General features: G+C 66.2%; 26 protein-coding genes. 12 read left to right on the top strand and 14 right to left on the bottom strand.

Annotated elements, in window-relative coordinates; translation table 11 throughout:
* Positions 1-327, top strand: a complete 327-nt coding sequence (locus AC1Z3W_RS01810) for a CopG family ribbon-helix-helix protein (RefSeq protein ID WP_483506760.1) — start codon at positions 1-3, stop codon at positions 325-327.
* Between the two features lie 294 nt (positions 328-621).
* Here AC1Z3W_RS01810 and AC1Z3W_RS01805 read toward each other — a convergent pair whose 3' ends face one another.
* The gene (locus AC1Z3W_RS01805) at positions 622-834 is read right to left on the bottom strand and encodes a site-specific integrase (protein WP_346275115.1); all 213 of its coding nucleotides are present in this window, start codon (positions 832-834) and stop codon (positions 622-624) included.
* Between the two features lie 456 nt (positions 835-1,290).
* On the opposite strand from AC1Z3W_RS01805, the gene AC1Z3W_RS01800 reads away from it, so the two are divergent.
* Complete coding sequence (locus tag AC1Z3W_RS01800; RefSeq protein ID WP_057929501.1) at positions 1,291-1,908, top strand: LysE family translocator; 618 nt, start codon at positions 1,291-1,293, stop codon at positions 1,906-1,908.
* Positions 1,909-2,018: 110 nt separating this feature from the next.
* Entirely contained in the window at positions 2,019-2,267 is a 249-nt protein-coding gene (locus AC1Z3W_RS01795; protein ID WP_057929522.1) for a hypothetical protein, read from the top strand.
* A 123-nt stretch (positions 2,268-2,390) separates the two neighbouring features.
* On the opposite strand, the gene AC1Z3W_RS01790 is transcribed toward AC1Z3W_RS01795, so the two are convergent.
* The 7 genes from AC1Z3W_RS01790 to pobA all read right to left on the bottom strand — a co-directional run bounded on the left by AC1Z3W_RS01790 (position 2,391) and on the right by pobA (position 9,353).
* Positions 2,391-3,749, bottom strand: coding sequence for an MFS transporter (locus AC1Z3W_RS01790; protein ID WP_483506758.1), 1,359 nt, complete (start codon positions 3,747-3,749; stop codon positions 2,391-2,393).
* Positions 3,750-3,943: 194 nt separating this feature from the next.
* Positions 3,944-4,330 (bottom strand): 4-carboxymuconolactone decarboxylase, encoded by a 387-nt coding sequence (gene pcaC / locus AC1Z3W_RS01785; protein WP_057929499.1) that lies wholly within the window; start codon positions 4,328-4,330, stop codon positions 3,944-3,946.
* Positions 4,331-4,340: 10 nt separating this feature from the next.
* Complete coding sequence (pcaD, locus tag AC1Z3W_RS01780; protein WP_483506756.1) at positions 4,341-5,126, bottom strand: 3-oxoadipate enol-lactonase; 786 nt, start codon at positions 5,124-5,126, stop codon at positions 4,341-4,343.
* Positions 5,127-5,139: 13 nt separating this feature from the next.
* Positions 5,140-6,498: a 3-carboxy-cis,cis-muconate cycloisomerase gene (locus tag AC1Z3W_RS01775; RefSeq protein WP_057929497.1), complete on the bottom strand. Its 1,359-nt coding sequence runs from the start codon at positions 6,496-6,498 to the stop codon at positions 5,140-5,142.
* Between the two features lie 88 nt (positions 6,499-6,586).
* Positions 6,587-7,243: a CoA transferase subunit B gene (locus AC1Z3W_RS01770; protein WP_483506754.1), complete on the bottom strand. Its 657-nt coding sequence runs from the start codon at positions 7,241-7,243 to the stop codon at positions 6,587-6,589.
* Between the two features lie 19 nt (positions 7,244-7,262).
* Positions 7,263-7,976 carry a 3-oxoacid CoA-transferase subunit A gene (locus tag AC1Z3W_RS01765; RefSeq protein WP_057929496.1) on the bottom strand — a complete coding sequence of 238 codons (714 nt, stop codon included), beginning with the start codon at positions 7,974-7,976 and terminating at the stop codon, positions 7,263-7,265.
* 144 nt (positions 7,977-8,120) lie between these two features.
* Positions 8,121-9,353: a 4-hydroxybenzoate 3-monooxygenase gene (gene pobA, locus AC1Z3W_RS01760; protein ID WP_124835543.1), complete on the bottom strand. Its 1,233-nt coding sequence runs from the start codon at positions 9,351-9,353 to the stop codon at positions 8,121-8,123.
* A 164-nt stretch (positions 9,354-9,517) separates the two neighbouring features.
* Between pobA and AC1Z3W_RS01755 the strand changes: the two genes are divergently transcribed.
* The 3 genes from AC1Z3W_RS01755 to AC1Z3W_RS01745 all read left to right on the top strand — a co-directional run bounded on the left by AC1Z3W_RS01755 (position 9,518) and on the right by AC1Z3W_RS01745 (position 11,984).
* Positions 9,518-10,444 carry a LysR family transcriptional regulator gene (locus AC1Z3W_RS01755; RefSeq protein ID WP_124835544.1) on the top strand — a complete coding sequence of 309 codons (927 nt, stop codon included), beginning with the start codon at positions 9,518-9,520 and terminating at the stop codon, positions 10,442-10,444.
* Between the two features lie 101 nt (positions 10,445-10,545).
* Positions 10,546-11,181 (top strand): GTP cyclohydrolase I FolE, encoded by a 636-nt coding sequence (gene folE, locus AC1Z3W_RS01750; protein WP_057929493.1) that lies wholly within the window; start codon positions 10,546-10,548, stop codon positions 11,179-11,181.
* Positions 11,181-11,984, top strand: a complete 804-nt coding sequence (locus tag AC1Z3W_RS01745; RefSeq protein ID WP_057929492.1) for an SDR family oxidoreductase — start codon at positions 11,181-11,183, stop codon at positions 11,982-11,984. The genes folE and AC1Z3W_RS01745 overlap by 1 nt, the downstream gene beginning before the upstream one ends.
* A gap of 147 nt (positions 11,985-12,131) precedes the next feature.
* Here the strand turns inward: AC1Z3W_RS01745 and epsC are convergent, their stop codons facing one another.
* Entirely contained in the window at positions 12,132-13,052 is a 921-nt protein-coding gene (gene epsC, locus AC1Z3W_RS01740) for a serine O-acetyltransferase EpsC (RefSeq protein WP_057929491.1), read from the bottom strand.
* A gap of 137 nt (positions 13,053-13,189) precedes the next feature.
* Positions 13,190-13,423: a hypothetical protein gene (locus AC1Z3W_RS01735; protein ID WP_011659947.1), complete on the bottom strand. Its 234-nt coding sequence runs from the start codon at positions 13,421-13,423 to the stop codon at positions 13,190-13,192.
* Positions 13,424-13,702: 279 nt separating this feature from the next.
* On the opposite strand from AC1Z3W_RS01735, the gene AC1Z3W_RS01730 reads away from it, so the two are divergent.
* The 3 genes from AC1Z3W_RS01730 (at position 13,703) to fnr (ending at position 16,115) form a co-directional block, all read left to right on the top strand.
* On the top strand, positions 13,703-14,113 hold the full coding sequence (locus AC1Z3W_RS01730; protein ID WP_057929490.1) for a DUF3005 domain-containing protein: 411 nt from the start codon (positions 13,703-13,705) through the stop codon (positions 14,111-14,113).
* A 629-nt stretch (positions 14,114-14,742) separates the two neighbouring features.
* Positions 14,743-15,210 (top strand): universal stress protein, encoded by a 468-nt coding sequence (locus AC1Z3W_RS01725; protein ID WP_483506747.1) that lies wholly within the window; start codon positions 14,743-14,745, stop codon positions 15,208-15,210.
* Positions 15,211-15,368: 158 nt separating this feature from the next.
* Positions 15,369-16,115 (top strand): fumarate/nitrate reduction transcriptional regulator Fnr, encoded by a 747-nt coding sequence (fnr, locus tag AC1Z3W_RS01720; RefSeq protein ID WP_057929487.1) that lies wholly within the window; start codon positions 15,369-15,371, stop codon positions 16,113-16,115.
* A gap of 49 nt (positions 16,116-16,164) precedes the next feature.
* Here the strand turns inward: fnr and AC1Z3W_RS01715 are convergent, their stop codons facing one another.
* Positions 16,165-17,058 carry a LysR family transcriptional regulator ArgP gene (locus AC1Z3W_RS01715; RefSeq protein WP_057929486.1) on the bottom strand — a complete coding sequence of 298 codons (894 nt, stop codon included), beginning with the start codon at positions 17,056-17,058 and terminating at the stop codon, positions 16,165-16,167.
* A gap of 106 nt (positions 17,059-17,164) precedes the next feature.
* On the opposite strand from AC1Z3W_RS01715, the gene AC1Z3W_RS01710 reads away from it, so the two are divergent.
* Together AC1Z3W_RS01710 and AC1Z3W_RS01705 are read left to right on the top strand one after the other, a co-directional pair.
* On the top strand, positions 17,165-17,785 hold the full coding sequence (locus AC1Z3W_RS01710) for a LysE/ArgO family amino acid transporter (RefSeq protein ID WP_057929485.1): 621 nt from the start codon (positions 17,165-17,167) through the stop codon (positions 17,783-17,785).
* 377 nt (positions 17,786-18,162) lie between these two features.
* Positions 18,163-19,110: an aldo/keto reductase gene (locus tag AC1Z3W_RS01705; RefSeq protein WP_057929484.1), complete on the top strand. Its 948-nt coding sequence runs from the start codon at positions 18,163-18,165 to the stop codon at positions 19,108-19,110.
* 201 nt (positions 19,111-19,311) lie between these two features.
* On the opposite strand, the gene AC1Z3W_RS01700 is transcribed toward AC1Z3W_RS01705, so the two are convergent.
* Together AC1Z3W_RS01700 and AC1Z3W_RS01695 are read right to left on the bottom strand one after the other, a co-directional pair.
* A complete protein-coding gene (locus AC1Z3W_RS01700) occupies positions 19,312-20,799 on the bottom strand; it encodes an NAD-dependent phenylacetaldehyde dehydrogenase (RefSeq protein ID WP_483506744.1) in 1,488 nt (495 codons plus the stop codon).
* 41 nt (positions 20,800-20,840) lie between these two features.
* The gene (locus AC1Z3W_RS01695) at positions 20,841-22,439 is read right to left on the bottom strand and encodes a GMC family oxidoreductase (RefSeq protein ID WP_057929482.1); all 1,599 of its coding nucleotides are present in this window, start codon (positions 22,437-22,439) and stop codon (positions 20,841-20,843) included.
* A 422-nt stretch (positions 22,440-22,861) separates the two neighbouring features.
* Between AC1Z3W_RS01695 and AC1Z3W_RS01690 the strand changes: the two genes are divergently transcribed.
* The gene (locus AC1Z3W_RS01690) at positions 22,862-23,845 is read left to right on the top strand and encodes a helix-turn-helix domain-containing protein (RefSeq protein WP_124835548.1); all 984 of its coding nucleotides are present in this window, start codon (positions 22,862-22,864) and stop codon (positions 23,843-23,845) included.
* On the opposite strand, the gene AC1Z3W_RS01685 is transcribed toward AC1Z3W_RS01690, so the two are convergent.
* Positions 23,842-24,099: a hypothetical protein gene (locus AC1Z3W_RS01685; RefSeq protein ID WP_483506742.1), complete on the bottom strand. Its 258-nt coding sequence runs from the start codon at positions 24,097-24,099 to the stop codon at positions 23,842-23,844. The two genes, AC1Z3W_RS01690 and AC1Z3W_RS01685, sit on opposite strands and share 4 nt — an antisense overlap.
* Positions 24,100-24,115: the final 16 nt, after the last annotated feature.

Below are 24,115 nucleotides of genomic sequence, written 5' to 3'. Positions count from 1 at the left end.
ATGCATTCACTTACCTTTCAACACAAAAATGGTGTCGCTGTGAGCAAAGCAACCTATGCGTTTCGGGTCGATGCTGCCCTGAAAACTGCGTTCTCGGCTGCGGCCAAGGCTCATGACCAAACGGGTGCACAACTCTTGCGCGGCTTCATGCGGGACTACGTAATGCGGCAACAGAAAGCGACGGAGTACGACGCTTGGCTGCAAGCCAAGATCGAGCGGTCGCGGGCCTCAGCCAATACTGGAAATTTGGTACCGGCTGTCGAAGTCGATGCCAAGTTCGCAGCTCGTCGATCAGCATTGCGTCGCCCAATTGACGCGGCGAAGTAATCGGCCTGTTTTGGTGCATTCTGAAAAAGCGGATCGGTCGCGCAAAGCGTGTGGTTGCCGATGGCGGTCGCGATGCCAGCCGCCGCCGCGCGCCGGTGCACCCCTCGCATACGCGTTTGCCTGCGGTAACGGCATGCTGCTAAGTTGCCGGGTGCCACGCGCGATCGTGCGGAGCAATGCCCCCTTCGGCTCAGCACCCAGGCCGATGCCCTCGAGATATGCATGCAAGTACGCTTCGAGCGTGTGATGACACGGCATCGTGAGCGCCTTGTCGCGTTTTTCGTACAGATGCACCTACAGCCAGTGCTGTTGCACATAGACGTCGTCGACTCGCATCGTGAGCGCTGCGCCGATCTGCTTGAACGAAAACACCATCAACGCGATCAGCGCGCGGTCACGTAGCCCGATCGGCATCCTCACATCGACACTGTCGAGCAGTCGCCCCGCTTCGGTCGCGTCGAGCACCGGCATCTTGCCCTGCTTTGTGGTGTAGCTCGGGTCCTTCATCGGCGGCCGGGTTGTACGGCACAACCTGGCCGGTGACGAACCGGTCGAACAGGTGACGGTTCGCTGCCAAGGGCTGCTTGACGATCTTGATCGATACTTTTTGCCTGGGCAAGATCGCACGTGGAATGGCGAATGAGCGCCTCCGATGCGACAACGTCGATCTGACACCATTGATCAAACATTGCGTCGCATACCACCATCGCCAAATATTCTCCGATTATTTTCAGCCTGTCGATATGGGTCGCATCCCTTACACATGGGCGGTAGCCAATTATTCAAAGACAACTTATTGAGACTGCGGACATCTTTTCTGAGAGACAACAACAACGCCAACCCTCTCGCCGATCGCCACCAACCCCGTACCGGCAATCGCCCGACAAACTGTACCGGTATTGTACCGAAAACCGTCGCTACACTGACTCCATCCCAGTCTCGAATACGAATGGAGAATCCACGATGGAATTCCTCACCCTCAGCGCGTTGCCCGCCGGCATGCTGTTCGCGCTCGTCACGTCGATCACGCCCGGCCCGAACAATACGATGCTGCTCGCGTCCGGCGTCAATTTCGGTTTCCGTCGCACGATGCCGCACCTGTTCGGCATCAGCATCGGCGTCGCGATCCTGATGCTGTGCGTCGGTTTCGGTCTCGGCGAAGCGTTCCACCGCGTGCCGGTCCTGTACACGGTCCTCGAAATCGCGAGCGTCGCCTACCTGCTGTACCTCGCATGGCGCATCGGCACGTCCGGCGAGGTGAAGGCGCAAGGCGCCAAGCCGCGGCCGATGACGTTCCTCGAGGCCGCAGCGTTCCAGTGGGTCAATCCGAAGGCGTGGATGATGGTGCTGACCGCCGCGACGACGATCCGCCTGTCCGCCGACTACGGGATGAACGCCGCATGGATGGCCGTCGTATTCATCCTGATCGGCTTTCCGTGCATCAGCCTGTGGGCCGCGTTCGGCCTCGGCCTGCGCCGCTTCCTGTCGAACCGCCGCGCGCTACGCATCTTCAACGTGACGATGGCCGTGCTGCTGATTCTGTCCCTGTATCCGCTCGTCGCGCACCTGTTGCCGCAGTGAGCGCTCACAGCGCGCCCGTTGAGATTCACGCCTTGCAAGCGTAGGCTTGAAGTCCGGGCGCGCGCGACCGCTTCGCCGGGTGCGCCGCTGCTGTCGGGAGACTACCGATGCTGAAGCCAATGTTGAGAGCGGGCGAGCATATCGAGGGGATGCACTGGATCGCCGAATATCACCCACTCACCCACGACATCCGCGTGCTGCGCGAAGACATCGAGATCGGCACCTACTGCGCGCCGCCGACGATGTTCGGCGAAGAAGAGGACATGGGCGCCGCGAACCTCGCCGATCATCGCAGCCGGGAGGCCGCGCTGCGCGCGTATCTGCGCAACTTCGTGAAGGAACACGACGCGGAGGAGTAGCGGCGCGACGGCCGCAATGGCGACGGGCCGCCAAAGCGGCCCGATCTGCTGTTGCGTGTCAGCCGTCTTGCGGCCAACCGCTGCACGCGGAGAGCCGGCGCATCGCCCCGGCCCCGATCGCGCTCAATGCCCGAGCGACTCGATCTTCCCTGCCGGTTGCGCGACGCCATGCGGCCGCGCCATCTGCTTGATCAGCAACGCGAGGCACGCGAGCAAGCCTGCGACCGCGATCGTCGCGAACACGCCCGCGAACGAGAAGTGCCGGCGCGTCAGCTCCGCCACGAGGAACGACCCGGCGATCCCGCCGAAGCGGCCGACTCCCAGCATCCACGCGACGCCGGTGCCGCGCCCTTCGGTCGGATAGAACGCGGCGGCGAGCGCCGGCATCGACGATTGCGCGGTGTTCATCAGCACGCCGGCGATGAACACGACCAGCACGAGCAGCCCCACATTCCCCGCCGCCTGCCCGATCGCATACACGCTGATCGCGGTCAGCGCATAGCACACGGCGATCACGCGGTTCGCGTTGAAGCGGTCCATCAGCACGCCGCACAGCACCGCACCGACGCCACCGAGCGGGAACAGCGCGGAGATCAGCGTCGCGCTCTTCGGCGTGAGACCGGCATCCTTCAGCAGGATCGGCATCCAGTTGATCGACGCGTAGAAGATCACGAGGCCCATGAAGTACGCGATCCACAGCATCACCGAGCCGACGATGTACGAGCGCGACAGCACGACGCCGAGCCCCTTGCTGCCCGTCTGCGGCGCGGCTTCGGTCATCGCGAACGAGGTTGCGTTCAGCGCGTCGCGCGAGATCCGTGCGAGCGTCGTGCGGATCCGGTCGACGCTCTGGCCCTGCGCGACCATGAAACGCACCGATTCGGGCATCTTCAGCAGCAACAGCACGCCGAGCAGCAGCGGCGTCACGCCGCCGAGCATCAGCACGCTGCGCCAGCCGAAATGCGGGATCATCCACGCGGCGAGAAAACCGCCGAACGCGGCGCCGAGCGGGAAGCCGCAGAACATCAGGTTGATAACGGTCGCGCGGCGCTTATCCGGGCAGAACTCGCCCATCATCGTGACCGCGTTCGGCATCGCGGCGCCGAGGCCTACACCCGTGACGAAACGCAGCACCGTCAAATGCCCGATGGTCGTCGAGAATGCGGAAACGAGACACGCGACGCCGAACAGGAACACCGAGCCGAGCAGCAGCCAACGGCGTCCGAGACGGTCGGACAGCGGGCCCGACACGAGCGCGCCGCAGGCAAGGCCGAACAGCGCGGCGCTGAGTACGGGTGCGAGATCGGGCTTGGTGAGGTTCCATTCACCGAGCAGCGACGGTGCGATGAAGCCGATCGCGGCCGTATCGAAGCCGTCGAGCAGCACGATCACGAAACACATCAGGAATACGAGCCATTGAAAGCCGCCGAACGGCTGCTCGTTGATGAAGGTCTGGACATCGACCACGGGTGTGCGATTCATCGCTAGTCTCCTTGTCGGCCGAGGCTGGCGCTGCAGCGCTTGCTCCGGTCCCATCCAACATTGATATATGCAACAAGCGCGGCCTCGTGGCCGCGCCTTTCCTTCGTTCACGCACCGATTCGCTGCCGGCGCGCTCGTTGATCGCCACGGCCCGCCAGCATCAGCGGGCCGCGCGATCGGATCACCGCCGGCGCTCAGCCGGCCCCATCCTGTTCCTTGAAGATCTTGTCCGCGAGATGGAACGCGGAGTTCGCGGCCGGCACGCCGCAATAGATCGCGGTCTGCAGCAGCACTTCCTTGATCTCGTCGCGCGTCACGCCGTTGTTGCGTGCGGCGCGCAGATGCAGCGCGAGCTCCTCGCCGCGGTTCAGCGCGACCATCATCGCGATGGTCAGCAGGCTGCGCGTGTGGCGCGGCAGGCCGTCGCGGGTCCAGATCTCGCCCCACGCATAGCGCGTGATCAGGTTCTGGAATTCCTCGGTCACCTCGGTGCGGTTCTCGATCGACCGATCGACGTGCGCGTCGCCGAGCACCGCGCGACGCACCTTCATGCCTGCTTCATAACGTTGCTGGTCGTCCATCGTCGATGCCTCACGCGGTCAGGAAGTCGAGCAGCGCGCGGTTGAAACCGTCGGTGCACTCGATGTTCGAAATGTGCGCGGCGTCGAATTCGACGTGGCGCGCGCCAGGAATCGCGGCAGCCAGCGCACGACCCTGGTCGGGTGGCGTCGACATGTCCTTCGCACCGGTCACGACGAGCACCGGCAGCGCGATGCCCTTCACTTCCTCGCGCAGGTCGGCCGCGTTCAGCGCGTCGCAGTTCGCCGCGTAACCGTCCTTGTCGGTATGCACGAAGGTGTCGCGGATCGCGTCGAACAGGCGCGGCTCGCGCTCGACGAACGCGTCGGTGAACCAGCGCGGCAGCACCGCGTCGGCGAGCGCGGCCATCCCTTCGGCACGCGCCTTCTGCGCGCGCGGCGCCCACACTTCGGGCGAACCGATTTTCGCGGCGGTGTTCGCCAGCACGGCGCGCACGATGCGCGACGGGAAGCGCGCGGCGAGCGCGGCGCCGGTCAGACCGCCCATCGAGATCCCGCAGAAGTACGCGCGCTCGATGCCGACGTGGTCGAGCAGGCCGATCACGTCGCCCGCGAGCTGATCGACCGTGTACGAGCCGGCCGGCGCGTCGGAATGACCGTGGCCACGCGTGTCGTAGCGCAGGATGTTGAAGTGCTGCGTGAGCGGGCGAATCTGCGGCGCCCACATCTGCAGGTCGGCGCCGAGCGAGTTCGAGAAGACGAGCCACGGCGCGTCGTCGCGCGCGGCACAGTCGATCCGGTAATGCAGTTTCACGCCGTTGACAGTGGCGAAAGGCATCTTGTTCTCCTGGTTATTGCGCGCTCGCGTGCAGCGCGAGCACGGCGTCGACGTAGGCCTGCGCCTCGCCGACGTAATGTGCGGGATCGAGCAGCCGCGCGAGCGCGTCGCGCGACAGATGGGCCGATACGGTCGGATCGGCGGCGAGCACGTCGAACAGCGTCGCGCCAGTGCGCACGGCTTCCTTCGACGCATGCTCGACGACATGGTGCGCGTCGAGCCGGCCGATCCGGTCACCGAGCGCGAGCATCACGGCTTCGCCGAGGATCAGCCCGTGCGTCAGGTCGAGGTTCGCGGCGAGGCGTTCGGTGTTCACGTCGAGGCCCGCGACGATCTGCGCGATCTGCGCGAGCGCGCCGCCGGTCAGGCGCGCGAGCTCGGGCAGCGCGTCCCATTCGGCCTGCCAGCCGCCGAGCGCGCGCTCGTGCTCCTGCACCATCCCCGCGAACACGGTCGCAACGAGGTTCGGCGCGCGCACCGCGGCGGTCAGCACGGCCGCGCAGCCGACCGGGTTGCGCTTGTGCGGCATCGTCGACGAGCCGCCCTTGCCGGCAGCCGCCGGTTCGCCGAGCTCGCCGACTTCGGTCTGCATCTGCAGCGACACGTCACGCCCGATCTTGCCGAGCGTGCCGGTCAGCATCCCGAAGCACGACGCGGCTTCCGCGATGCGGTCGCGCTGCGTATGCCACGGCACGGCCGGCAACGCGAGCTTCAGGTCGGCCGCGAGCGCGGCGCTCACGCCGGTCGCGTGCTCGCGCAGGCTCGCCAGCGTGCCGGCGGCGCCGCCGAACTGCAGCACCAGCGCACGCTCGCGCAATTCGGCGAAGCGCGCGCGATGGCGCAGCAGCGCATCGAGCCACTGCGCGAATTTCAGGCCGAGCGTGATCGGCAGCGCCTGCTGCAGCCACGTGCGGCCGATCATCGGGGTCGCGCGATGCGTGCGCGCGAGCGTCGCGAGCGACGCGCACGCTTCGTCGAGCAGCGGTTCGAGCACGTCGAGGGTGTCGCGCAGCTGCAGCACGGTCGCGGTATCGATGATGTCCTGGCTCGTCGCGCCCCAGTGCACGAACTTCGCGGCCTCGGGGTCGTCGGCCTTCACTTGCGCGGTGAGCTGCTTGACGAGCGGAATCGCGAGATTGCCGCCGAGCGCCGCGCCGTGCGCGAGCGCGTCGGCGTCGAGCCGGCCGGCGTCGCACGCGCGTTCGATCGGCGCGACCGCCGCGGCGGGAATCACCTGCTGCGCGGCAAGCGCGCGCGTAAGCGCGGCTTCGACGTCGAGCATGCGCTGGATCGTCGCGCGGGGCGACCAGATCCGGTTGAGCGGCTCGGTGCCGCAGATGAGGGAGGTCAGGCGGGCGCTGTCTTCGAGCATGGCGTCAGATTGGGGAAACGGCGTGCGCCTATTGTCTACCCAAGCGAGCCGGCGTGCGCTCGATCGCGCTCGCCGGCTCGCTTGCCGTTCAGGCCGCGGCCTTGCGCGTCGCGTCGATCAGCGGCACGCCGGTCAGCTTCTGCAGCTCGTCGAACGACAGGTCGGTGAATATCTCGCTTACCGCGAGACCGTCGGCCGTCACGTCGAGCACGGCGAGATCGGTATAGATGCGGCTCACGCACTGCACGCCGGTCACCGGATACGAGCACTGCGCGACGATCTTGCTCTCGCCCTGCTTCGTCAGGTGCTCCATCATCACGAACACCTGCTTCGCGCCGATCGCGAGGTCCATCGCGCCGCCGACGGCCGGAATCGAATCGGGCGCGCCCGTATGCCAGTTCGCGAGGTCGCCGTTCGCCGACACCTGGAACGCGCCGAGCACGCAGTAGTCGAGGTGGCCACCGCGCATCATCGCGAACGAATCCGAGTGGTGGAAATACGCGCCGCCAGTGAGCAGCGTCACGTGCTGCTTGCCGGCGTTGATCAGCTCGTCGTCTTCCTCGCCGGGCGCGGGCGCCGGGCCCATGCCGAGCAGGCCGTTCTCGCTGTGCAGGAAGATTTCCTTGCTCGGATCGAGGTGGTTCGCCACCAGCGTCGGCACGCCGATGCCGAGGTTCACATACGCGCCTTCGGGGATGTCCAGGGCAACGCGCTTGGCCATTTCATCGCGGGTCAATCGTTTCATTTCGGGTCTCCTCTGGCGGTCAGGCGGCTTGCGCTGCACGTTCGGCGGCCAGCTCGGCCGCATGCGCGGCCTGCGGCACTTCGACGACACGCTGCACGAAAATGCCCGGCGTCACGATGTGTTCCGGATTCAGCCCGCCGAGCGGCACGACTTCCGACACCTGCACGATCGCGACCTTCGCGGCGCTGGCCATGATCGGCCCGAAGTTGCGCGCGGTCTTGCGGTACACGAGGTTGCCCCAGCGGTCGCCCTTGTACGCCTTCACCAGCGCGAAATCGGCGTGGATCGGCGTCTCGAACACATACGACTTGCCGTCGATCACGCGCGTTTCCTTGCCTTCCGCGAGCTTCGTGCCAAAGCCCGTCGGCGTGAAGAAGCCGCCGATGCCGGCGCCCGCCGCGCGGATCCGCTCCGCGAGGTTGCCCTGCGGCACGAGCTCGAGCTCGATCTCGCCCGCGCGGTACAGCGCGTCGAACACCTGCGAGTCACTCTGGCGCGGGAACGAGCAGATGATCTTGCGCACCCGCTTCGCCTTGAGCAGCGCCGCGAGACCCGTCTCGCCGTTGCCCGCGTTGTTGTTGACGATCGTCAGGCCGCGCGCGCCCTGCTCGATCAGCGCGTCGATCAGCTCGGACGGCATGCCTGCCGTGCCGAAGCCGCCGATCATGATGGTCGCGCCGTCGTGGACGTCCGCGACCGCCGATTGAAGCGATTCGAAAATCTTGTTGACCATGTCTCTTCCTGATACGAACCCGCGGCACGATGCGCGGCCTGTCGAGGGGGCACGCGCGTGTCGCGTGCCGCGCCGGAGGCCGTTGTCGACCTTCGGTATTTGTTCGTTATTCGAACCTAGATTCGATTAGCGAACGATGGCCGATCATAGAGTCGTGCACAGCGCGTTGTCAAGGCGGGATGCCTCGGGGGTCGTCTGGTCGTCGAACGGCAGGCCGACGTAGTTTTCGGCCAGCGACTGCGCGGCGGCCCGCGAGCGCGTGACGTATTTCAGTTCGGCAAACTTCAGGCGATTGACGAACGGCGAGTCGTCCGGCGACGCATGCAGCATGTTCGTCATGAAGTACGAGAAATGCTCGGCGCGCCACACGCGTTCGAGGCAGGTCGCCGAGTAGCGCTCGAGCGGCGCCGCGTCGCCGTTGCGGTAGCGCTCGCCGAGCGCGCGGGACAGCGCGCGGACGTCGGCCACCGCGAGATTCATTCCCTTCGCGCCGGTCGGCGGCACGATGTGCGCGGCGTCGCCGGCGAGGAACAGGCGGCCGTGCTGCATCGTCTCCGACACGAAGCTGCGCATCGGCGTCACGCTCTTCTGCGTGATCCGGCCCTCGGTCGGCGTCCAGCCGGTGTCGTTCGAGAAACGCGTGTGCAGTTCGTCCCAGATCCGCGCGTCGGACCATTCAGCGAGGTCTTCGTCAGGCTTGCACTGCAGGTAGAGGCGTGTGACCGTCGGCGAGCGCATCGAGAACAGCGCGAAGCCGTTGTCGTGATGCGCATAGACGAGCTCGTCGAGCGACGGCGCCGCGTCGGCGAGGATGCCGAGCCAGGCGAACGGATAGACGCGCTCGAACGTGTTCAGCCGCTCGGCGGGAATCGTCTGGCGCGCGATGCCGTGGAAGCCGTCGCAGCCGGCAATGTAGTCGCAGTCGATGCGGTCCTCGTGACCGTCGGCGTGCTTGAACGTGACGAACGGGTGCTCGCTTTCGACGTCGTGCAGCGCGACGTCGCTGACTTCGAAGTGCATCGGGTGGCCATGCGCGTCGCCGGCTGCGATCAGGTCGCGCACGACTTCGTGCTGGCTGTAGACGGTGATCGCGCGCCCGCCGGTGAGCCCGCTCAGGTCGATGCGGTGGCGCTGGCCGGAGAACAGCAGCTCGATGCCGTGATGTTCGAGCCCTTCGCGGCGCATCCGCTCGCCGAGGCCGGCTTCGTTCAGCGTGTCGACGGTGCCCTGTTCCAGCACGCCGGCACGGATGCGGTTCTCGCAGTATTCGCGCGAACGCGCTTCGACGAGGATGGAATCGACGCCTTGCAGGCGCAACAGATGGGAAAGCAAAAGGCCGGACGGACCGGCGCCGATGATGGCGACCTGGGTGCGCATTGTTCGTCTCCTGTGTCGGCCCGAGTTAGCGCTTTAGCGCTTACTCGGGCCCCATGCAAAGCAAATTGGTTCGAGTAATGGAACCCATTTGAGCGCTTTCCCGACTATGCGGCAACGCGATTCAGGAGATATCTTGTATACGTTTTGAAGATACCGCCCTGGCGATGGATCCGCTCGATCTGAACCTCATTCCCTACCTCGTCGCGCTCGACGACATGCGCAACGTCAGCCGCGCCGGTGACCTGCTCGGCGTGAGCCAGCCGCGCGTGAGCACCGCGCTCGGCCGCCTGCGCGAGTATTTCGGCGATCCGCTGTTCGTGCGCACGTCGCGCGGGATGGAGCCGACGCCGCGTGCGCTCGCGCTGCTGCCGGCCGCGCGCGACGCGCTCGCGCAGATCGAGCGCGGCCTCGTCGCGCCGCACGACTTCGATCCGGCGGCGAGCACGCATACGTTCTCGATCGCGCTGTCGGATGTCGGCGAGATCGTGTTCCTGCCGAAGCTGCTGCAGGCGTTCGCGACGCAGGCGCCACATGCGAACCTGCGCTCGGTCTCGCCCGCGCACGACGAAGTCGGCCGCGGCCTCGAAGCCGGCTCGATCGATCTGGCGGTTGGCTACTTCCCCGATCTGGACGGTAACAACTTCTTCCAGCAGCGGCTGTTTACGCACCGGTTCGTCTGCCTGATGCGGCGCGGCCATCCGTTCGAACAGGCGCCGCCGTTCACGGTCGAGCAGTTTCTCGGTTGCGGGCACGCGGTGGTGCGCGCCGAAGGACGCAGCCAGGAAGTGCTCGAGAAATACCTCGCGAAGCAGCGCATGCACCGGCGCGCGGTGCTCGAGACGCCGCATTTCATGAGCCTGCCGTTCATCCTGAGCCGCACCGACCTGATCGCGACGGTGCCGCATGCGATCGGCTATGCATATGCGGCCGAGCACGCGTTCATCGTGCCGGTCGAGCCGCCATTGCCGCTGCCGCGCTTCGACCTGAAGCAGCATTGGCATCGCAAGTTCCACAACGATCCGCGCACGGCATGGCTGCGCGGCGTCGTCGCGTCGCTGTTCAACGACGAGCAGGACGAGTGGCCGAAGTGAAGCCAGGCGAGCGGCGGGCTGCACGCACGCCCCGCGAAAGCATGAAACAATGGCCGGATATCCGCGCCGCCGCGGGCGGGCGCATTCGATGGAGCGACTAGATGGGTAAGGGTAAAAAAAACACGCGGCCCGAGCCGGCCGCATCCCGGCCTAGCCGGGAAGAAGCCGAGGATGCCGTTCGCGTGCTGCTGCGCTGGGCCGGCGACGATCCCGCCCGCGAAGGCCTGATCGACACGCCGGCACGCGTCGTGCGCGCCTATGAGCAGTTCTTCGCCGGCTATGCGCTGGAGCCGCGCGACATCCTCGCGCGCACGTTCAGCGAAGTCGACGGCTACGACGAAATGATCGTGCTGAAGGACATCCGCTTCGAGAGCTACTGCGAGCACCACATGGTGCCGATCATCGGCCGCGCGCACGTCGCGTATCTGCCGAACCATCGCGTCGTCGGCATCTCGAAGCTCGCACGGCTCGTCGATGCGTTCGCGAAGCGCCTGCAGATCCAGGAAAAGATGACCGTGCAGATCGCCGACACGCTGTTCGACGTGCTGCAGCCGAAAGGCGTCGGCGTGATCCTCGAAGCGGCGCACCAGTGCATCTCGACACGTGGCGTGCACAAGCCGGGCGTCGAAATGGTCACGTCGCGCATGCTCGGCACGTTCCGCACCGATCCATCGACGCGGCGCGAATTCCTGTCGATCGTCGCGAATCCTTCCTCAGTCAACCTGACGAATACGTAATGCAGTCCACGAAGCAAGCGGCGAACGCACCGGTCGTGCTCGTGACCGGCGCCGCGCGCCGGGCCGGACGCGCGTTCGCCGAGTATTTCGCCGCGCACGGCTATCGCACCGCGGTCCACTACGATCGCTCCGCCGATGCCGCGCATGCGGCGGCCCGTACGATCGCCGAACGCGGGCACGATTCGGCCGCGCTGCAGGCCGACCTGTCGGATGCCGCGCAGATCACCGCGCTGATCGACCAGGTGTATGCGCGCTTCGGCCGCCTCGACGTGCTGGTCAACAACGCGTCGGTGTTCTGGCAGGACCATTTCCCGAGCTTCGACCTCGCGGCGTTCGACCAGGCGTGGACCGTCAATTGCCGCGCGCCGATCCTGCTCACGCGCGCGTTCTACGAACGGGCCCGCGCGGCCGGCACGCAGGGCGTCGTCGTCAACGTGGTCGACCAGAAGATCAAGGAAAACTTCCACCGCGACCATTTCAGCTACACGGTCGCGAAGGCCGCGCTCGGCAACCTCACGCAGATGCTCGCGCTGTCGTCGTCGCCGGTGCTCCGCGTGAATGCGGTGTTCCCCGGGCTGATGCTGCCAAGCGACGACCAGACGCAAGCCGACTTCGAACACGCGAGCCGCGCATCGACGCCGCTCGCGCGCATCGCCGGCCCCGACGACGTCGCAGGCGCGATCCTGCTGCTGACGGGCAGCGCGTACAACGGCGTGGATTTCGTCGTCGATGCGGGGCAGAACCTGATCCGCGTCGACCAGGACGTGCTGTACAAGCATCGCTCGCCGGCCGGCAGGCACTGACGGCCGGCTGTACGGGAGCGGCCGCGCGCCGCCCCACTTCGCCTGCGTTGCCTGCGTTGCCTGCGTTGCCTGCGTTGCCTGCGTTGCCTGCGTTGCCTGCGTTGCCTGCGTTGTGCGAACGACGCCCCGCGCCGTTCACACGCCGCGTTACGGCTTCTCGGCGCTGCCGCCTTCGCGGACCTTGCCCTGCGCGACGCTCGTGCCGGGCGGCACGCTGTGCGTGAGCCACACGTTGCCGCCGATCACCGAGCCGCGCCCGATCGTCACGCGGCCGAGAATCGTCGCACCCGCATAGATCACCACGTCGTCCTCGACGATCGGATGCCGCGCATTGCCCTTGACCAGCGCGCCTTCGCCATCGGCCGGGAAGCTCTTCGCGCCGAGCGTGACGGCCTGGTAGACGCGCACGCGCTCGCCGATGATCGCGGTCTCGCCGATCACGACACCGGTGCCGTGGTCGATGAAGAAGCTCGGGCCGATCTGTGCGCCCGGGTGGATGTCGATGCCGGTGGCCGAGTGCGCGATTTCATTGATGAAACGTGCGAGCAGCGGCACGCCGAGCTGGTGCAATGCGTGCGCAAGCCGATGGTGCATCATCGCCAGCACGCCCGGATAGCACAGCAGGATCTCGGTGATGTGCTGCGCGGCAGGATCGCCCGCATACGCAGCCTGGATGTCGCTGACCAGCAGCGCGCGAACCGACGGCAACTGCCGGCCGAACTCGCGCGCGATCTCGAACGCGCGTTCGTCGAGCTCGGCGAACGGCGTGTCCGCATGCTCGGGCAGGAACGGCAGCGCACGGCGAATCTGTTCGGACAGGATCCGCAGCGTGCTTTCGAGCGTATGGCCAACGTAATAGTCGACGCTTTCGTCGGTGAGATCCGGCGCGCCGTAGTGCGTCGGAAACATCGACGCGCGCAGACCGGTAACAATCTTGCAGATCGCGTCGCGCGACGGCAACTCGCGGATGCCGCGCGGATGACGCGTGCGATGGAGTTCCTCGCGCGACTCGCGCAAGCCGGCAACGATTTCTTCGAGGCCCCACTGACGGACGGGTGATGTCGACATATGCAAATGCAGGCAGCCGCGCTCGATCGCACGGCCGCTAATAAAGTGACGGGTTCCGCAAGATTACCGCGTTTTCGTCCGGCAGCGGCACGCCGGAGGATCGGCCGGACGGCCGATGCTGGCGCCACGCGACGGCGTCAGATCGTGATGCTGCTCGCGTCGATCCAGCGCACGGCCCAGTCGCGCGCATGCGCGATCGCATCGCCTTCGTCGTTGAACTGGAGCTCGGTCGGGAAAAAACGGTTCGCAACGAGCTCCCCATCGCTCGATCGGGAGATCACGACGTAGGGTTTGAACGAACCGTCACTGGCGCGCGCGGGCGCGCAATTCAACAGATATCCGCGGTGCGTGAAAGCAGTAGTCGCTTGCATGAATCCGCCACCTCTAGTCCCTTGATTTGTTGTTCACTACCCGTCTTAAGGGTGCTGCGGCGCCCCGGCGCGGGCAGAGGCGGCGAGACTGCTTCCCCTGTCGCCGCTTCGCAGGAAAAGAATCATACTCTGTAGAAAACGGGTGTTCTAGCTTAAATAAATCATGACAAATCAGTTCGCGCCGTGCGACTGCGGCGATCGCCCGCGCGCCGTTTTCCCCGTCTTGCCCGGAACGGGATTTGCTTCGATCCGGAGCGCTTCGCCGCGAGGAGAGCCGTGATGGAAACGTCAGCTCAAGCGCACGCCGCGCATCCACGCAGCATCGAACTCGACAACGACGACACGCACGACAGCACCGTCGACACCGACGGCAAGAATCGCGAGGCCGCGCGTCTCGCGAGCGGCGGCGCGTTCTCGCCCGACCAGATCACGCGCAGCAACGCGTCGCTCGTCAACGCGATGCCCGAGGCCGGCGACGGCTTCGCCGGCTTCGACAGCCGGCCCGGCGGCAATCACCCGGCGTTCGCGCTGCGTGCCGGCTACATGGTGATCGAGAAGGGGTTCGACGCGCCGTCGCACGCCGCCGACGCGCGGTTCGGTCCGGTTCACCGGATGTACGGCAGCGCGTACTGGCCCGGCCACGGACGCCGGCCGGAACGGGTGATCGAAATCACGGCGGTGCCGAAATAGCGCGCGCGGCGTTTGAATCGGTCGTTCGATTGCCGGGTTGAAGCAGGGCCGACGGCCGATGCGCATCGGTTGCTCGATCGGTGTGTCGACAGCGTGATCTTCCGAATCGGCGCCGGTATTGATATCGGCACCGGTTCGGGTTCTGCACTCGTCACGGTTTCGCAACGCCCGGTGTCGGATCCCGAGCGACGTCGATGCACAGACGTTGATCGAAGTCACGCCGGTGCGACGCGGATGCGATTCAATGGACGGTGAGGCTCGCGGTTTGCGGGGCGGTCATCGACATACGTCGACGACGCGGAGTGCGCGATTCGAGCGCGCTCGTGCGCCGCACCGTCGGACGATGCCCGCGCAACCGTTATCGGCGACGATCCGGGATCCGCACGACGCTCGCGCATCGTCACTACGCGGCAACTGTCGCGATCCGTCGTGCACATCGCCCGACGCAGCATGCCGCGCGCGCATGGCCGGCGATCGCTGCGCGCCGCGGCGACGGCTGAAGCGCCGCGGTCGCGACGACCGGCACGTCGCTGCAAAGCCCCTGCCGTTGGTTTACTCTGCCTCCCAACAACGCACGACCCGCTCGGCCGTTCGGCCGACTTCCGTTCAACCCGCCACACGGAGACACTATGTACAAGCGCATTCTGGTTGCCATCGACGGCAGCGACACGTCCCGCCACGCGTTCGATGCGGCCCTCGCACTCGCGAAGGAGCACGGTGCCGAGCTGCAACCGTTCTACGTCGTCGAGAACGCCGCGATCTACTACAACGTGCCGGGCTACGATCCGTCCGTGCTGCGCGACCAGCTCGTCGCGCAGGGCAATGCGCTCGCGGCGAATTTCACGAAGCTGATGCAGGCGGCCGGCGTGAAGGGCGAGACGGTGATGAGCGAGGCGTCGTCGCTCAACGACGTGTCGACACTGATACTCGATGGTGCAAAAGCATTCGACGCCGACCTGCTCGTGCTCGGCACGCACGGCCGCCGCGGGTTCCGCCGCCTCGTGCTCGGCAGCATCGCCGAACAATGCGTGCGGCATGCGACACGGCCCGTGCTGCTGATCCCGGCCGCCGCGCACACGGACGAGCAGGAAGGCTGAGCGGCGTTAGCGCGCGTACCGTGGATACGCGGCGGCATGCACGCATGCCGTTGCGACGCCACGCGGCATGGGCGCGCGGTCGCGACGTTTTGTCACCCGACAGCCGCAACTTGCGGTGGGACAATGATTCCGTCGATTCAATGCCGGAGTAAACGATCATGTTGACGCCCGTCGCCACGCGCCCCGCCGCCCCGTCCCATGCAGGCAACTGGGCGCCCCGTCAGGCCCCGCACTGCTCGTCGTGCGCAATGCGGCACCTGTGCATGCCGCAGGGCCTCGCACCCGAAGCGCTCAGCCGCCTAGAGTCGGTCATCTGCGCGGCGCGCCCGGTCAAGCGTGGCGAGGCGCTGTTCCGCGAAGGCGACACGTTCGACAACCTGTACGCCGTGCGCTCGGGTTCGCTGAAAACCGTTGCCACGCGCCACGACGGCCGCGAGCAGGTCACCGGCCTGCACCTCGCGGGCGAAGCGCTCGGCCTCGACGGCATCTGCGACGATACCCACCCGCGCACCGCCGTCGCGCTGGAAGACAGCTCGGTCTGCGTGATTCCGTACAGCGCGCTCAAGTCGCTGTGCTCGGAAGCCGGCTCGATGCAGCTGCGCATGCACAAGCTGATGAGTGAGCAGATCGTGCGCGAAACGTCGCAAACCATGCTGCTCGGTTCGCTGAACGCCGAAGAGCGCGTCGCCGCGTTCCTGCTCGACGTGTCGTCGCGCTACCTGAAGCGCGGCTACTCGCCGTCGGAATTCAACCTGCGGATGACACGCGAAGACATCGGCAGCTATCTCGGCATGACGCTCGAAACGGTCAGCCGCACGCTGTCGAAGTTCCAGAAGCGCGGCCTGATCGAAATGCACGGCCGCCTCGTGCAGATCGTCGACTTCGACGGCCTGCACCACGTCTGACCCCACGCGGCGCGTGTGATACGCGCCGCCCTCGCCTCTCCCGCTTCGATCAGTCGAGAAACAGCGCGGCACGTGTCTTGAGCGCCGCGCTGAAATCGTCGAGCCAGCCGATCGACAGGCGCCAGCTCTGCCAGTACAGCTCGATATCGACGGTCCGCCCGCGCGACATGTCGACCAGTTCGCCCGCCGCCAGCTGGCGATCGACCATCCGGTCCGGGCACATTCCCCATCCCAATCCCGTTTCGCACGCGCGCAGGTAGCCCGCGACGTGCGGAATCCAGTGTTGCGGCGGATCGAGATCCGCGCGCGTCACGCGCCGGATGAAGCGCGCCTGCAAACCGTCCTTCGGATTGAACATCACGCACGGCGCGCGGCGCAGCGCATCGCGCGTGATACCCGCGCCGAAATAACGTTCGTAAAACGCCGGCGAGCACACCGCGCGATAGCGGATGCGCCCGAGCCGCGTCGACCGGCACCCTTGGATCGGCTCGGCCTGCGCGGTCACCGCGCCCTGCACGCTGCCGTCGCGAATGCGCGCGGCCGTGTAGTCCTGGTCGTCGATCACGAGGTCGAGCAAGGTCTCGCGCTCGGTACAGAACGGCCCGACCGCGTCGATGAACCAGGTCGCGACGCTGTCGTCGTTGACGGCCACGCGCAACGTCGGCCACGCACTCGCGATCTGGCCCGGTAATGCCGGCATCCGGCCGCCCAGCTCGGCCTCGAGCAATTGCACGCGTTCGGTATGCCGACACAGCAGCGCGCCCGACGTCGTTGCGACGCACGGCTGCCCGCGCTTGACGAGCACGCTGCCGACGCGCTCCTCCAGCAGCTTCACGCGCTGCGATACCGCCGACGGCGTGACGTTCAGCTCCTTGGCTGCCCGTTCGAACGAACCGTGCCGGATCACCGCCGCGAGGGCGTCGAGCAACGCGTAGTCGAGCATTAGATTTCCTTAATCTGCATTAGCTTAATTAGCTTCTCTTATGTTGCCGCTGACCGCAGACTAGCGCCAACCGATTCACCCGTCTACTGCTTCCCCTCTTCCCATCATGAACTGGATCGCTTTTTCCCACGGCGCCGCCCTGTGCGGGTCGCTCATCGTCACCATCGGCGCGCAGAACGCCTTCGTGCTCCGGCAAGGCATCATGCGCTCGCATGTCGGCAAGATCGTGCTGCTGTGCGCGCTGTCCGACATGATCCTGATCGGCGCGGGTGTAGGCGGCGCATCGGTGCTCGTCGAACGCTATCCGACCTTCGTCCACATGGTGCTGTACGTCGGCCTCGCCTATCTCGCATGGTTCGGCTTGAACGCGCTGCGCCGTGCGTTCAAGCCGGGACACGAAACGCTCGACGTCCGCGGCGACGCCGTCGCGCCGCCGCCGCAGGGCGCAGTCGCGATCGTACTGATGACGCTCGCATTCACGTGGCTCAACCCGCACGTGTATCTCGACACGTTCCTGCTGATCGGCACGGCCGGCGCGCGCGAGCCGGAAGGCGCACGCGTCGCGTTCGCGATCGGCGCGATGTCGGTCAGCGTCGTGTGGTTCCTCGGGCTCGGATACGGTGCGAGACTGCTCGCGCCGTGGTTCCGCAAAGCCGTCGCGTGGCGCGTGCTGGACGGCGCGATCGGCAGCATGGTGCTGTTTCTGGCGGCCGTGCAGTTGCGGTAACGCGCTTGGTCATCGACCGATCGTGGGCGGCGACTGGCCGCCCGTTTTTCGTTCCGCTCCGACGCAGCGTCGCAGCAAGCCTGGTTTCCACTCGCCTCTCCCCCGTTCCCTGCCGCGCCCTGCCACAGCAAAATTCAGTTCCCGATCGAACGCAACCGCACGGATCATCGATATAGCGGATGACGCATCCGCCATCCGCTGCAAGTCCTCCGTCCAGGCAGCCGCGTGTCCGCTGCACGATTCCGATCGATCGGCGAGAATATTCGAGCGTCCCGCGACCACGGCGAAGGCGCTTCACCCATCTGCCCGTCCCGTCGCCCTCAACTCGGCCGGTCCCGTCGTTCGATCCCCTCACCCCGCAGATTTCGGAGAGCAACATGGCACTACGTACCCTCGGCACGTCGAACATCCAGGTTTCCCCGCTCGCCTTCGGCGGCAACGTCTTCGGCTGGACCGTCGACGAGACCGCATCGTTTGCGCTGCTCGACGCGCTCGCCGACACCGGCATCAACTTCATCGACACGGCCGACGTCTATTCGGCCTGGGCGCCCGGCAACAGCGGCGGCGAATCGGAAACGATCATCGGCAAGTGGCTCAAGCGTTCCGGCAAGCGCGACCAGGTCGTGATCGCGACCAAAGTCGGTCTGCTCGAAGCGCGCGCCGGCCTGACGAAGGACAACATCCTGACGGCCGCCGACGATTCGCTGCGCCGCCTGCAGACCGACTACATCGATCTGTATTTCTCGCACCGCGATCTCGCCGACACGGCCCCGCTCGAAGAAACGCTCGCCGCCTACCAGACGCTGATCGACGCGGGCAAGGTGCGCATCATCGGCGCGTCGAACTACAGCGGCGCACGCCTGCGCGAAGCCGCCGACATCAGCAAGCGCGACGGCCTGCCCGCGTACCAGGTGATCCAGCCGGAATACAACCTGATCGATCGCGCCGAATACGAGCGCGATCTCGAACCGGTCGTGCGCGACCTGAAGCTTGGCGTCGTCAACTACTACGCGCTCGCGAGCGGCTTCCTGTCGGGCAAATACCGTAGCGAGGCCGACCTGAAGAAGAGCGTGCGCGGCGATCGCGTCGCCGGCTATCTCGACGCACGCGGCCTGCGCATTCTCGCGGCGCTCGACGACGTGTCGGCGAAGCACGGCACGCAACCGGCCGCGATCGCGCTCGCGTGGCAAATCGCGCGGCCGACGATCACCGCGCCGATCGCGAGTGCGACGTCGCTCTCGCAGCTCGCACTGCTCGGCGAAGCAATCCGAGTGAAGCTCGATGACGAAGATATCCGCAAGATCGACGAGGCCAGCGCGGTCTGACGTCGCCGGCAACGGGCCGGTCGGTGAAATCGCGCAGTCGGTGGTTCGCCCGCCCGGGTCCTTCATCGATTGACCACGCCCTGCGACGAGCCCGTCGCGCGGCTGAAATGCGCCTGGCTCGCGACTCCGAGGCACCTGGACCTCGGACGGTAACGCCCGCCCGGTCCACGCCGGGCGGGCTGTACGTGTGGTGCTGCGTCCTCAGAACCGAATCGTCACCGATTTCGGCTCGGTATAAGCGTCGATGAACGACGATCCGTATTCGCGGCCGACACCGGACCCCTTTGCGCCGCCGAACGGAACGGCCGGGTCGACCAGCGTATGCATGTTCACCCACACGGTGCCGGCTTCGATGCGCGGCACGTAGCGCAGCGCCTTCGAGAGATCGTTCGTCCACAGGCTCGCGGTCAGCCCGAACGGCGTGTCGTTCATCATCGCGATCAGTTCTTCTTCTTCGTCGAACGGCACGAACGCGCCGACCGGCCCGAAGATCTCCTTGCGATACGAAGCCGATTCCAGCGAGCGCGGCAGCACGATCGTCGGCTTCACGTAGAAGCCGTCACGCGCATACGCGCCGCCGCCGGTGACGATCGTGTCGCCTTCCGAGCGCGCAAGGTCGAACGCGTCGACGCACTTGCGGAATTGCGGCTCGTTGCAGACGGGGCCGATCATCCCGGCGTCGTCCATCGGATCGGCCGGCTGGAAGCTGTCCAGGCGCGCCTTCAGCTTCTCGACCACCTCATCGAACTTCGAACGATGCACGAAGAACCGTTCGGCCGACGCACACACCTGCCCGCTATGCAGGAACCCGGCCTCGACGATGCCGTCCAGGATCCTGTCGACCGGCGTATCCGGCAGGAACGCCGCCGCATTCTTGCCGCCCAGCTCGAGCGTGAAGCGCGTGAAGTTCGCGTTGACGGCTTCCTCGCCGATGATGCGGCCAGTCGGCACCGAACCCGTGAACGACACCTTCGCCACACGCGGATCGCCGATCACCTTTGAGCCGACCCGGCCGGTGCCGTTGATCACGTTGAGCGTGCCGGGCGGCAACCCCGCTTCCGTCGCCAGCTCGGCGATGCGCAGCATCGTGAGCGGCGTGAACTCCGACGACTTGATGAGCACCGTGTTGCCGGTCGCGAGCGCCGCACCGAATTTCCACACCGGGATCATCACCGGGAAATTCCACGGAATGATCCCGAACACGACGCCCAGCGGCTCGCGCAGCGTGAACGACGTGTAGCGCTCGCCGTTCATGCTCGGAAACGACGGGGCGAGCGTTTCGCCCGCAATCTTCGTGGCCCAGCCCGCGTAATAGCGCAACCAGCGGGCGGACCAGCCGACTTCGATCACGCGCGACAGCCCGATCAGCTTGCCCGACTGCGCGGTTTCGATCTGTGCGATCTCTTCGCCGTGTGCTTCGATCAGGTCTGCGAAGCGCAGCAGGATGCGCTCGCGATCGGCCGGCATGAGGTTTGCCCACGCGCCGCGGAACGCGCGATGCGAAGACGCGATCGCGGCCTCGACGTCGTCGTCGGTCGCCTGCGCGACGGAGCCGATCACAGCACGCGTCGCCGGATTGCGCACGTCGATCCGTTCGCCGCGGCCGGCCACTGCGCGGCCGTCGATGTAATGACCGTGTTCGCGCGCGAGAAACGCGTTGACTTCATCCAGCATCCGAACCAATGCCATCTGTACTCCTCCTGAAATTGAATTGAACGTGAAAGGCCCATTCAGGCCGCGCTGGCGATCAGGTCCGACGCCTTCTCGGCGAGTGCGATGGTCGGCGCGTTCGTGTTGCCGCTCGGGATGCTCGGCATCGTCGAGCTGTCGGCCACGCGCAGCCCCGCGATACCGTGCACGCGCAGCTGCGGATCGACGACGGACGACGCCGCATCCGTGCCCATCCGGCAGGTGCCGACCGGGTGATAGACCGTCTTCGCCGCGCCACGCACCCAGTCCTCGATCCGCGCGTCGTCGTCGGGCGGACAGTCCGGCGAGAAGATCTCGTCGACGTGATCCGCGAGCGCCGGCTGGCGCAGGATCTTCAGCGCGAGCTTCGCGGCCCGGATCTGGCCGTCGACGTCGCGGCGATCGGCCAGGTAGCCGCCGTCGATGCGCGGCAGCGCCTGCGGGTTCGACGAGCGGATCGTCACGCGGCCGCGCGAATACGGTTGCAGATGGCCGGTCTTGATCGTGATGCCGTGCGTGCGACCCGCCGTCACGCCGATCGGATCGTCGAACGAATCGATCGTCGGCAGGAAATGGAACTGGACGTCCGGCTGCCCCTGCCCGCAGGTATCGACGAACGCGAACCCTTCGAGCACCGGCGAGGTCAGGATGCCCGAGCGGAACCACTTCCACTGGATGCCATGCTTCAGCGCACGCCATCCCTTGTCCTGGCCATAGAGCGACACCGGCGTGCGGATCGTCGCATTGACCGACATGTGCAGGTGATCGTGAAAGTTCTCGCCCACCGGCAGCACGTGCCGGACCTGCACGCCGGCGTCCTCGAGCACCTTTTGCGGCCCGATGCCGGACAACTGCAGGATCTTCGGCGAGCCGATCGCGCCGGCCGACACGATGATTTCCGCCCGGGCGCGCGCGGTCACGCGACGGTTGCCCTGCCGATACGTGACGCCGGTCGCGCGGCCGCCTTCGATTTCCACGCGCTCGACCAGCGCATCGACTTCGAGGCTGAGTTCCGGACGGTTGCGGATCGAGCGCAGGTAGGTCGCCGCCGTCGAGCCGCGCTCGCCGTTGAAGATCGTCGCCTGATAGAACCCGACGCCCTCCTGCCGCTCGCCGTTGTAGTCGACCAGGTAGTCGAGCCCCATCTGCTGGCCCGCCCGCACGAACGCCTGCGACAGCGGATGGCGATAGCGGATCTCGGTGACCTGCAGATGCCCGTTGTTGCCGTGATAGGGCGCAGTCAGCGATTCGTTGTTCTCCGCCTTCGCGAAGTAGCGCAGCATGTCGTCCGCGCCCCAGCCCTTGCAGCCGAACTCGGTCTCCCAGCGATCGTAGTCGTTGCGGTGCCCGCGCACGTACAGCATCCCGTTGACGGAGCTCGAGCCGCCGAGCACGCGCCCCTGCGGCACCGCGATCGAGCGACCCTTCACGTCGTCCGACGGCTCGGCCGCATACGGCCACGTGTGGCGCGGAATGGCTTTCGCGAGCCCGCCCGGCATGTGGATGAACAGATCCTTGTCGTGGCCGCCCGCCTCCAGCAGCAGCACAGTGCCCTTGCGGCGCTCGACGAGATGGGTCGCGATCGTGCAGCCCGCCGAGCCGGCGCCAATGACGATGTAGTCGAATGTTCTATCGGACATCCTGGTATGCGCCCGCTGTCGTCCGCACGACGTTCGCCGGCGCGTGCTGCCGCCGCATGCGTTCGTCGCCCAGCCTTCGGCGGGGTCTCCTTGAAAATCGGTGGTTGTTTTTCATGGCGCGAGCCAGCCCGTGCGATTCGACGCGCCGACGGGCTGCGTGCAAGCGCACACCCGATTCGACAGGACAGCTTGCCGATCGCCTTTCGATTCTAGGGACGCGCCGCAAGCGCCGATCGGCGTTGCGTGCATACTTTTGGCTTCAGCGTGCAGATCGGTGCCGCGCGGCGGCGACCTTGGGGAACGTGGAGAAACCACGATTGACGTTGCGGGGCCGGGCTCCCGACAATGGCTGCGTCTGAACGCGCGTCCCGGCCATTTGCATTAACCTTGACGCGTTCCCCGGCTCTCCCCCTCATCCGGCAATGGCACACGAACTCGTCGTCGACGCCAGCAACAGCAGCGCGAATCTGCGCGACCTGATCGCGGACAGCTTCCTGCCGCTGGTCTTTCACGATACCGGCCCGCAGTTCCGGATGTCGGTGCGCGTTGCCACGGTTGGCGGCCTGCGCATGGCGGAGGTCGACACCACCGCGATCCGCGTCGATCGCGACCGCTCGCTCGCGTCGCGCGCCGACAGCGATTGCTACAAGATCCTGTTCCAGATCGCCGGACAAAGCCGCGTCACGCAGCGTAACGCGACGTCGACCGTCAATCCCGGCGAGTGGGTGATCTACGATGCGACGCAGCCGTACATGATCGAATCAACGAACGCGTCGCGCTTCGTCGCCGCACTGACGCCGCCGAGAAGCGGCACGATGTGGCGCTGGTTCGTGGAGCGCGCGGGCGTGCAGGTGCGCAGGACCGTCGGCAATGCACAATTGGCCCTTCAATCGATCCATTACCTGATGGATGGGCAGGTGCCGAATGACCCGGAAAGCCTGTTCGGCTTCGAGCAGTCGACGCTGATGCTGCTCGATTCGGTGATTCGACGCGAGGCGAGCGATTCGCTGACCGGCGCGGATGCGCGCAGCGCTACCCTGCGCATGAACGCGGAAATCTACCTGTCGCACCACTACAGCGATCCCGACTTGTCGCCGGACAAGCTGGCAAGCGCGCTGAACGTGTCGCGGCGCACGCTGTACAGCGCGCTGGCGGCAACCGAGCGGACACCGCAGAGCCTGATTCAGGAATATCGGCTTCAGGCAAGCCGCCGCGCGCTGGAAGATCCGGCCGACACCAATCGCACGTTGCTGGAACTGGCGATCGCGTGCGGGTTTTCGGACATCACGCATTTCGGGCGCGCGTTCAAGGTGCGGTTCGGGTGTAGTCCGGGGGCGTATCGTGGCGCGCATCGGAACATGGGGGACGATCGGCCGGACTCAAACGTGGTTGCTGGCGCTCCCTAGAAGCTCCAACTGAATGTCTGCGGATACGTATGCCGGGACGCGACATTCGGCGGCGTCAGCATGACGATCGTGGCGTGCAACGGAGCGCGCAGATCGATCAACGCGCTGGTCTTGCCGTCGCCGTAGTCCATCATCAACGCCAGCGCGGATTGGGCCCCAATCGAACTCGTTCCTGTGTCGCCGCCGATGCGGCGCTGCATATCGAACGTATTTTGGGGATCGTCACCGATGCCGACGGTCCCGCTTTCAAGCATCCGCACCTTCCCCGAT

It is taken from the genome of Burkholderia sp. 10_S31 (genome assembly GCF_056930375.1).
The sequence above is the reverse complement of the archived record's forward strand: the minus strand, read 5'-3'. Positions and strand labels throughout refer to the sequence as shown.

Bases quoted from the DNA above. Each gene is read 5' to 3' on its own strand.
- AC1Z3W_RS01810 (WP_483506760.1), top strand. From the start codon at position 1: ATGCATTCACTTACCTTTCAACACAAAAATGGTGTCGCTGTGAGCAAA.
- AC1Z3W_RS01805 (WP_346275115.1), bottom strand. From the start codon at position 834: ATGAAGGACCCGAGCTACACCACAAAGCAGGGCAAGATGCCGGTGCTC.
- AC1Z3W_RS01800 (WP_057929501.1), top strand. From the start codon at position 1,291: ATGGAATTCCTCACCCTCAGCGCGTTGCCCGCCGGCATGCTGTTCGCG.
- AC1Z3W_RS01790 (WP_483506758.1), bottom strand. From the start codon at position 3,749: ATGAATCGCACACCCGTGGTCGATGTCCAGACCTTCATCAACGAGCAG.
- pcaC (WP_057929499.1), bottom strand. From the start codon at position 4,330: ATGGACGACCAGCAACGTTATGAAGCAGGCATGAAGGTGCGTCGCGCG.
- pcaD (WP_483506756.1), bottom strand. From the start codon at position 5,126: ATGCCTTTCGCCACTGTCAACGGCGTGAAACTGCATTACCGGATCGAC.
- AC1Z3W_RS01775 (WP_057929497.1), bottom strand. From the start codon at position 6,498: ATGCTCGAAGACAGCGCCCGCCTGACCTCCCTCATCTGCGGCACCGAG.
- AC1Z3W_RS01770 (WP_483506754.1), bottom strand. From the start codon at position 7,243: ATGAAACGATTGACCCGCGATGAAATGGCCAAGCGCGTTGCCCTGGAC.
- AC1Z3W_RS01765 (WP_057929496.1), bottom strand. From the start codon at position 7,976: ATGGTCAACAAGATTTTCGAATCGCTTCAATCGGCGGTCGCGGACGTC.
- pobA (WP_124835543.1), bottom strand. From the start codon at position 9,353: ATGCGCACCCAGGTCGCCATCATCGGCGCCGGTCCGTCCGGCCTTTTG.
- AC1Z3W_RS01755 (WP_124835544.1), top strand. From the start codon at position 9,518: ATGGATCCGCTCGATCTGAACCTCATTCCCTACCTCGTCGCGCTCGAC.
- folE (WP_057929493.1), top strand. From the start codon at position 10,546: ATGGGTAAGGGTAAAAAAAACACGCGGCCCGAGCCGGCCGCATCCCGG.
- AC1Z3W_RS01745 (WP_057929492.1), top strand. From the start codon at position 11,181: ATGCAGTCCACGAAGCAAGCGGCGAACGCACCGGTCGTGCTCGTGACC.
- epsC (WP_057929491.1), bottom strand. From the start codon at position 13,052: ATGTCGACATCACCCGTCCGTCAGTGGGGCCTCGAAGAAATCGTTGCC.
- AC1Z3W_RS01735 (WP_011659947.1), bottom strand. From the start codon at position 13,423: ATGCAAGCGACTACTGCTTTCACGCACCGCGGATATCTGTTGAATTGC.
- AC1Z3W_RS01730 (WP_057929490.1), top strand. From the start codon at position 13,703: ATGGAAACGTCAGCTCAAGCGCACGCCGCGCATCCACGCAGCATCGAA.
- AC1Z3W_RS01725 (WP_483506747.1), top strand. From the start codon at position 14,743: ATGTACAAGCGCATTCTGGTTGCCATCGACGGCAGCGACACGTCCCGC.
- fnr (WP_057929487.1), top strand. From the start codon at position 15,369: ATGTTGACGCCCGTCGCCACGCGCCCCGCCGCCCCGTCCCATGCAGGC.
- AC1Z3W_RS01715 (WP_057929486.1), bottom strand. From the start codon at position 17,058: ATGCTCGACTACGCGTTGCTCGACGCCCTCGCGGCGGTGATCCGGCAC.
- AC1Z3W_RS01710 (WP_057929485.1), top strand. From the start codon at position 17,165: ATGAACTGGATCGCTTTTTCCCACGGCGCCGCCCTGTGCGGGTCGCTC.
- AC1Z3W_RS01705 (WP_057929484.1), top strand. From the start codon at position 18,163: ATGGCACTACGTACCCTCGGCACGTCGAACATCCAGGTTTCCCCGCTC.
- AC1Z3W_RS01700 (WP_483506744.1), bottom strand. From the start codon at position 20,799: ATGGCATTGGTTCGGATGCTGGATGAAGTCAACGCGTTTCTCGCGCGC.
- AC1Z3W_RS01695 (WP_057929482.1), bottom strand. From the start codon at position 22,439: ATGTCCGATAGAACATTCGACTACATCGTCATTGGCGCCGGCTCGGCG.
- AC1Z3W_RS01690 (WP_124835548.1), top strand. From the start codon at position 22,862: ATGGCACACGAACTCGTCGTCGACGCCAGCAACAGCAGCGCGAATCTG.
- AC1Z3W_RS01685 (WP_483506742.1), bottom strand. From the start codon at position 24,099: ATGCTTGAAAGCGGGACCGTCGGCATCGGTGACGATCCCCAAAATACG.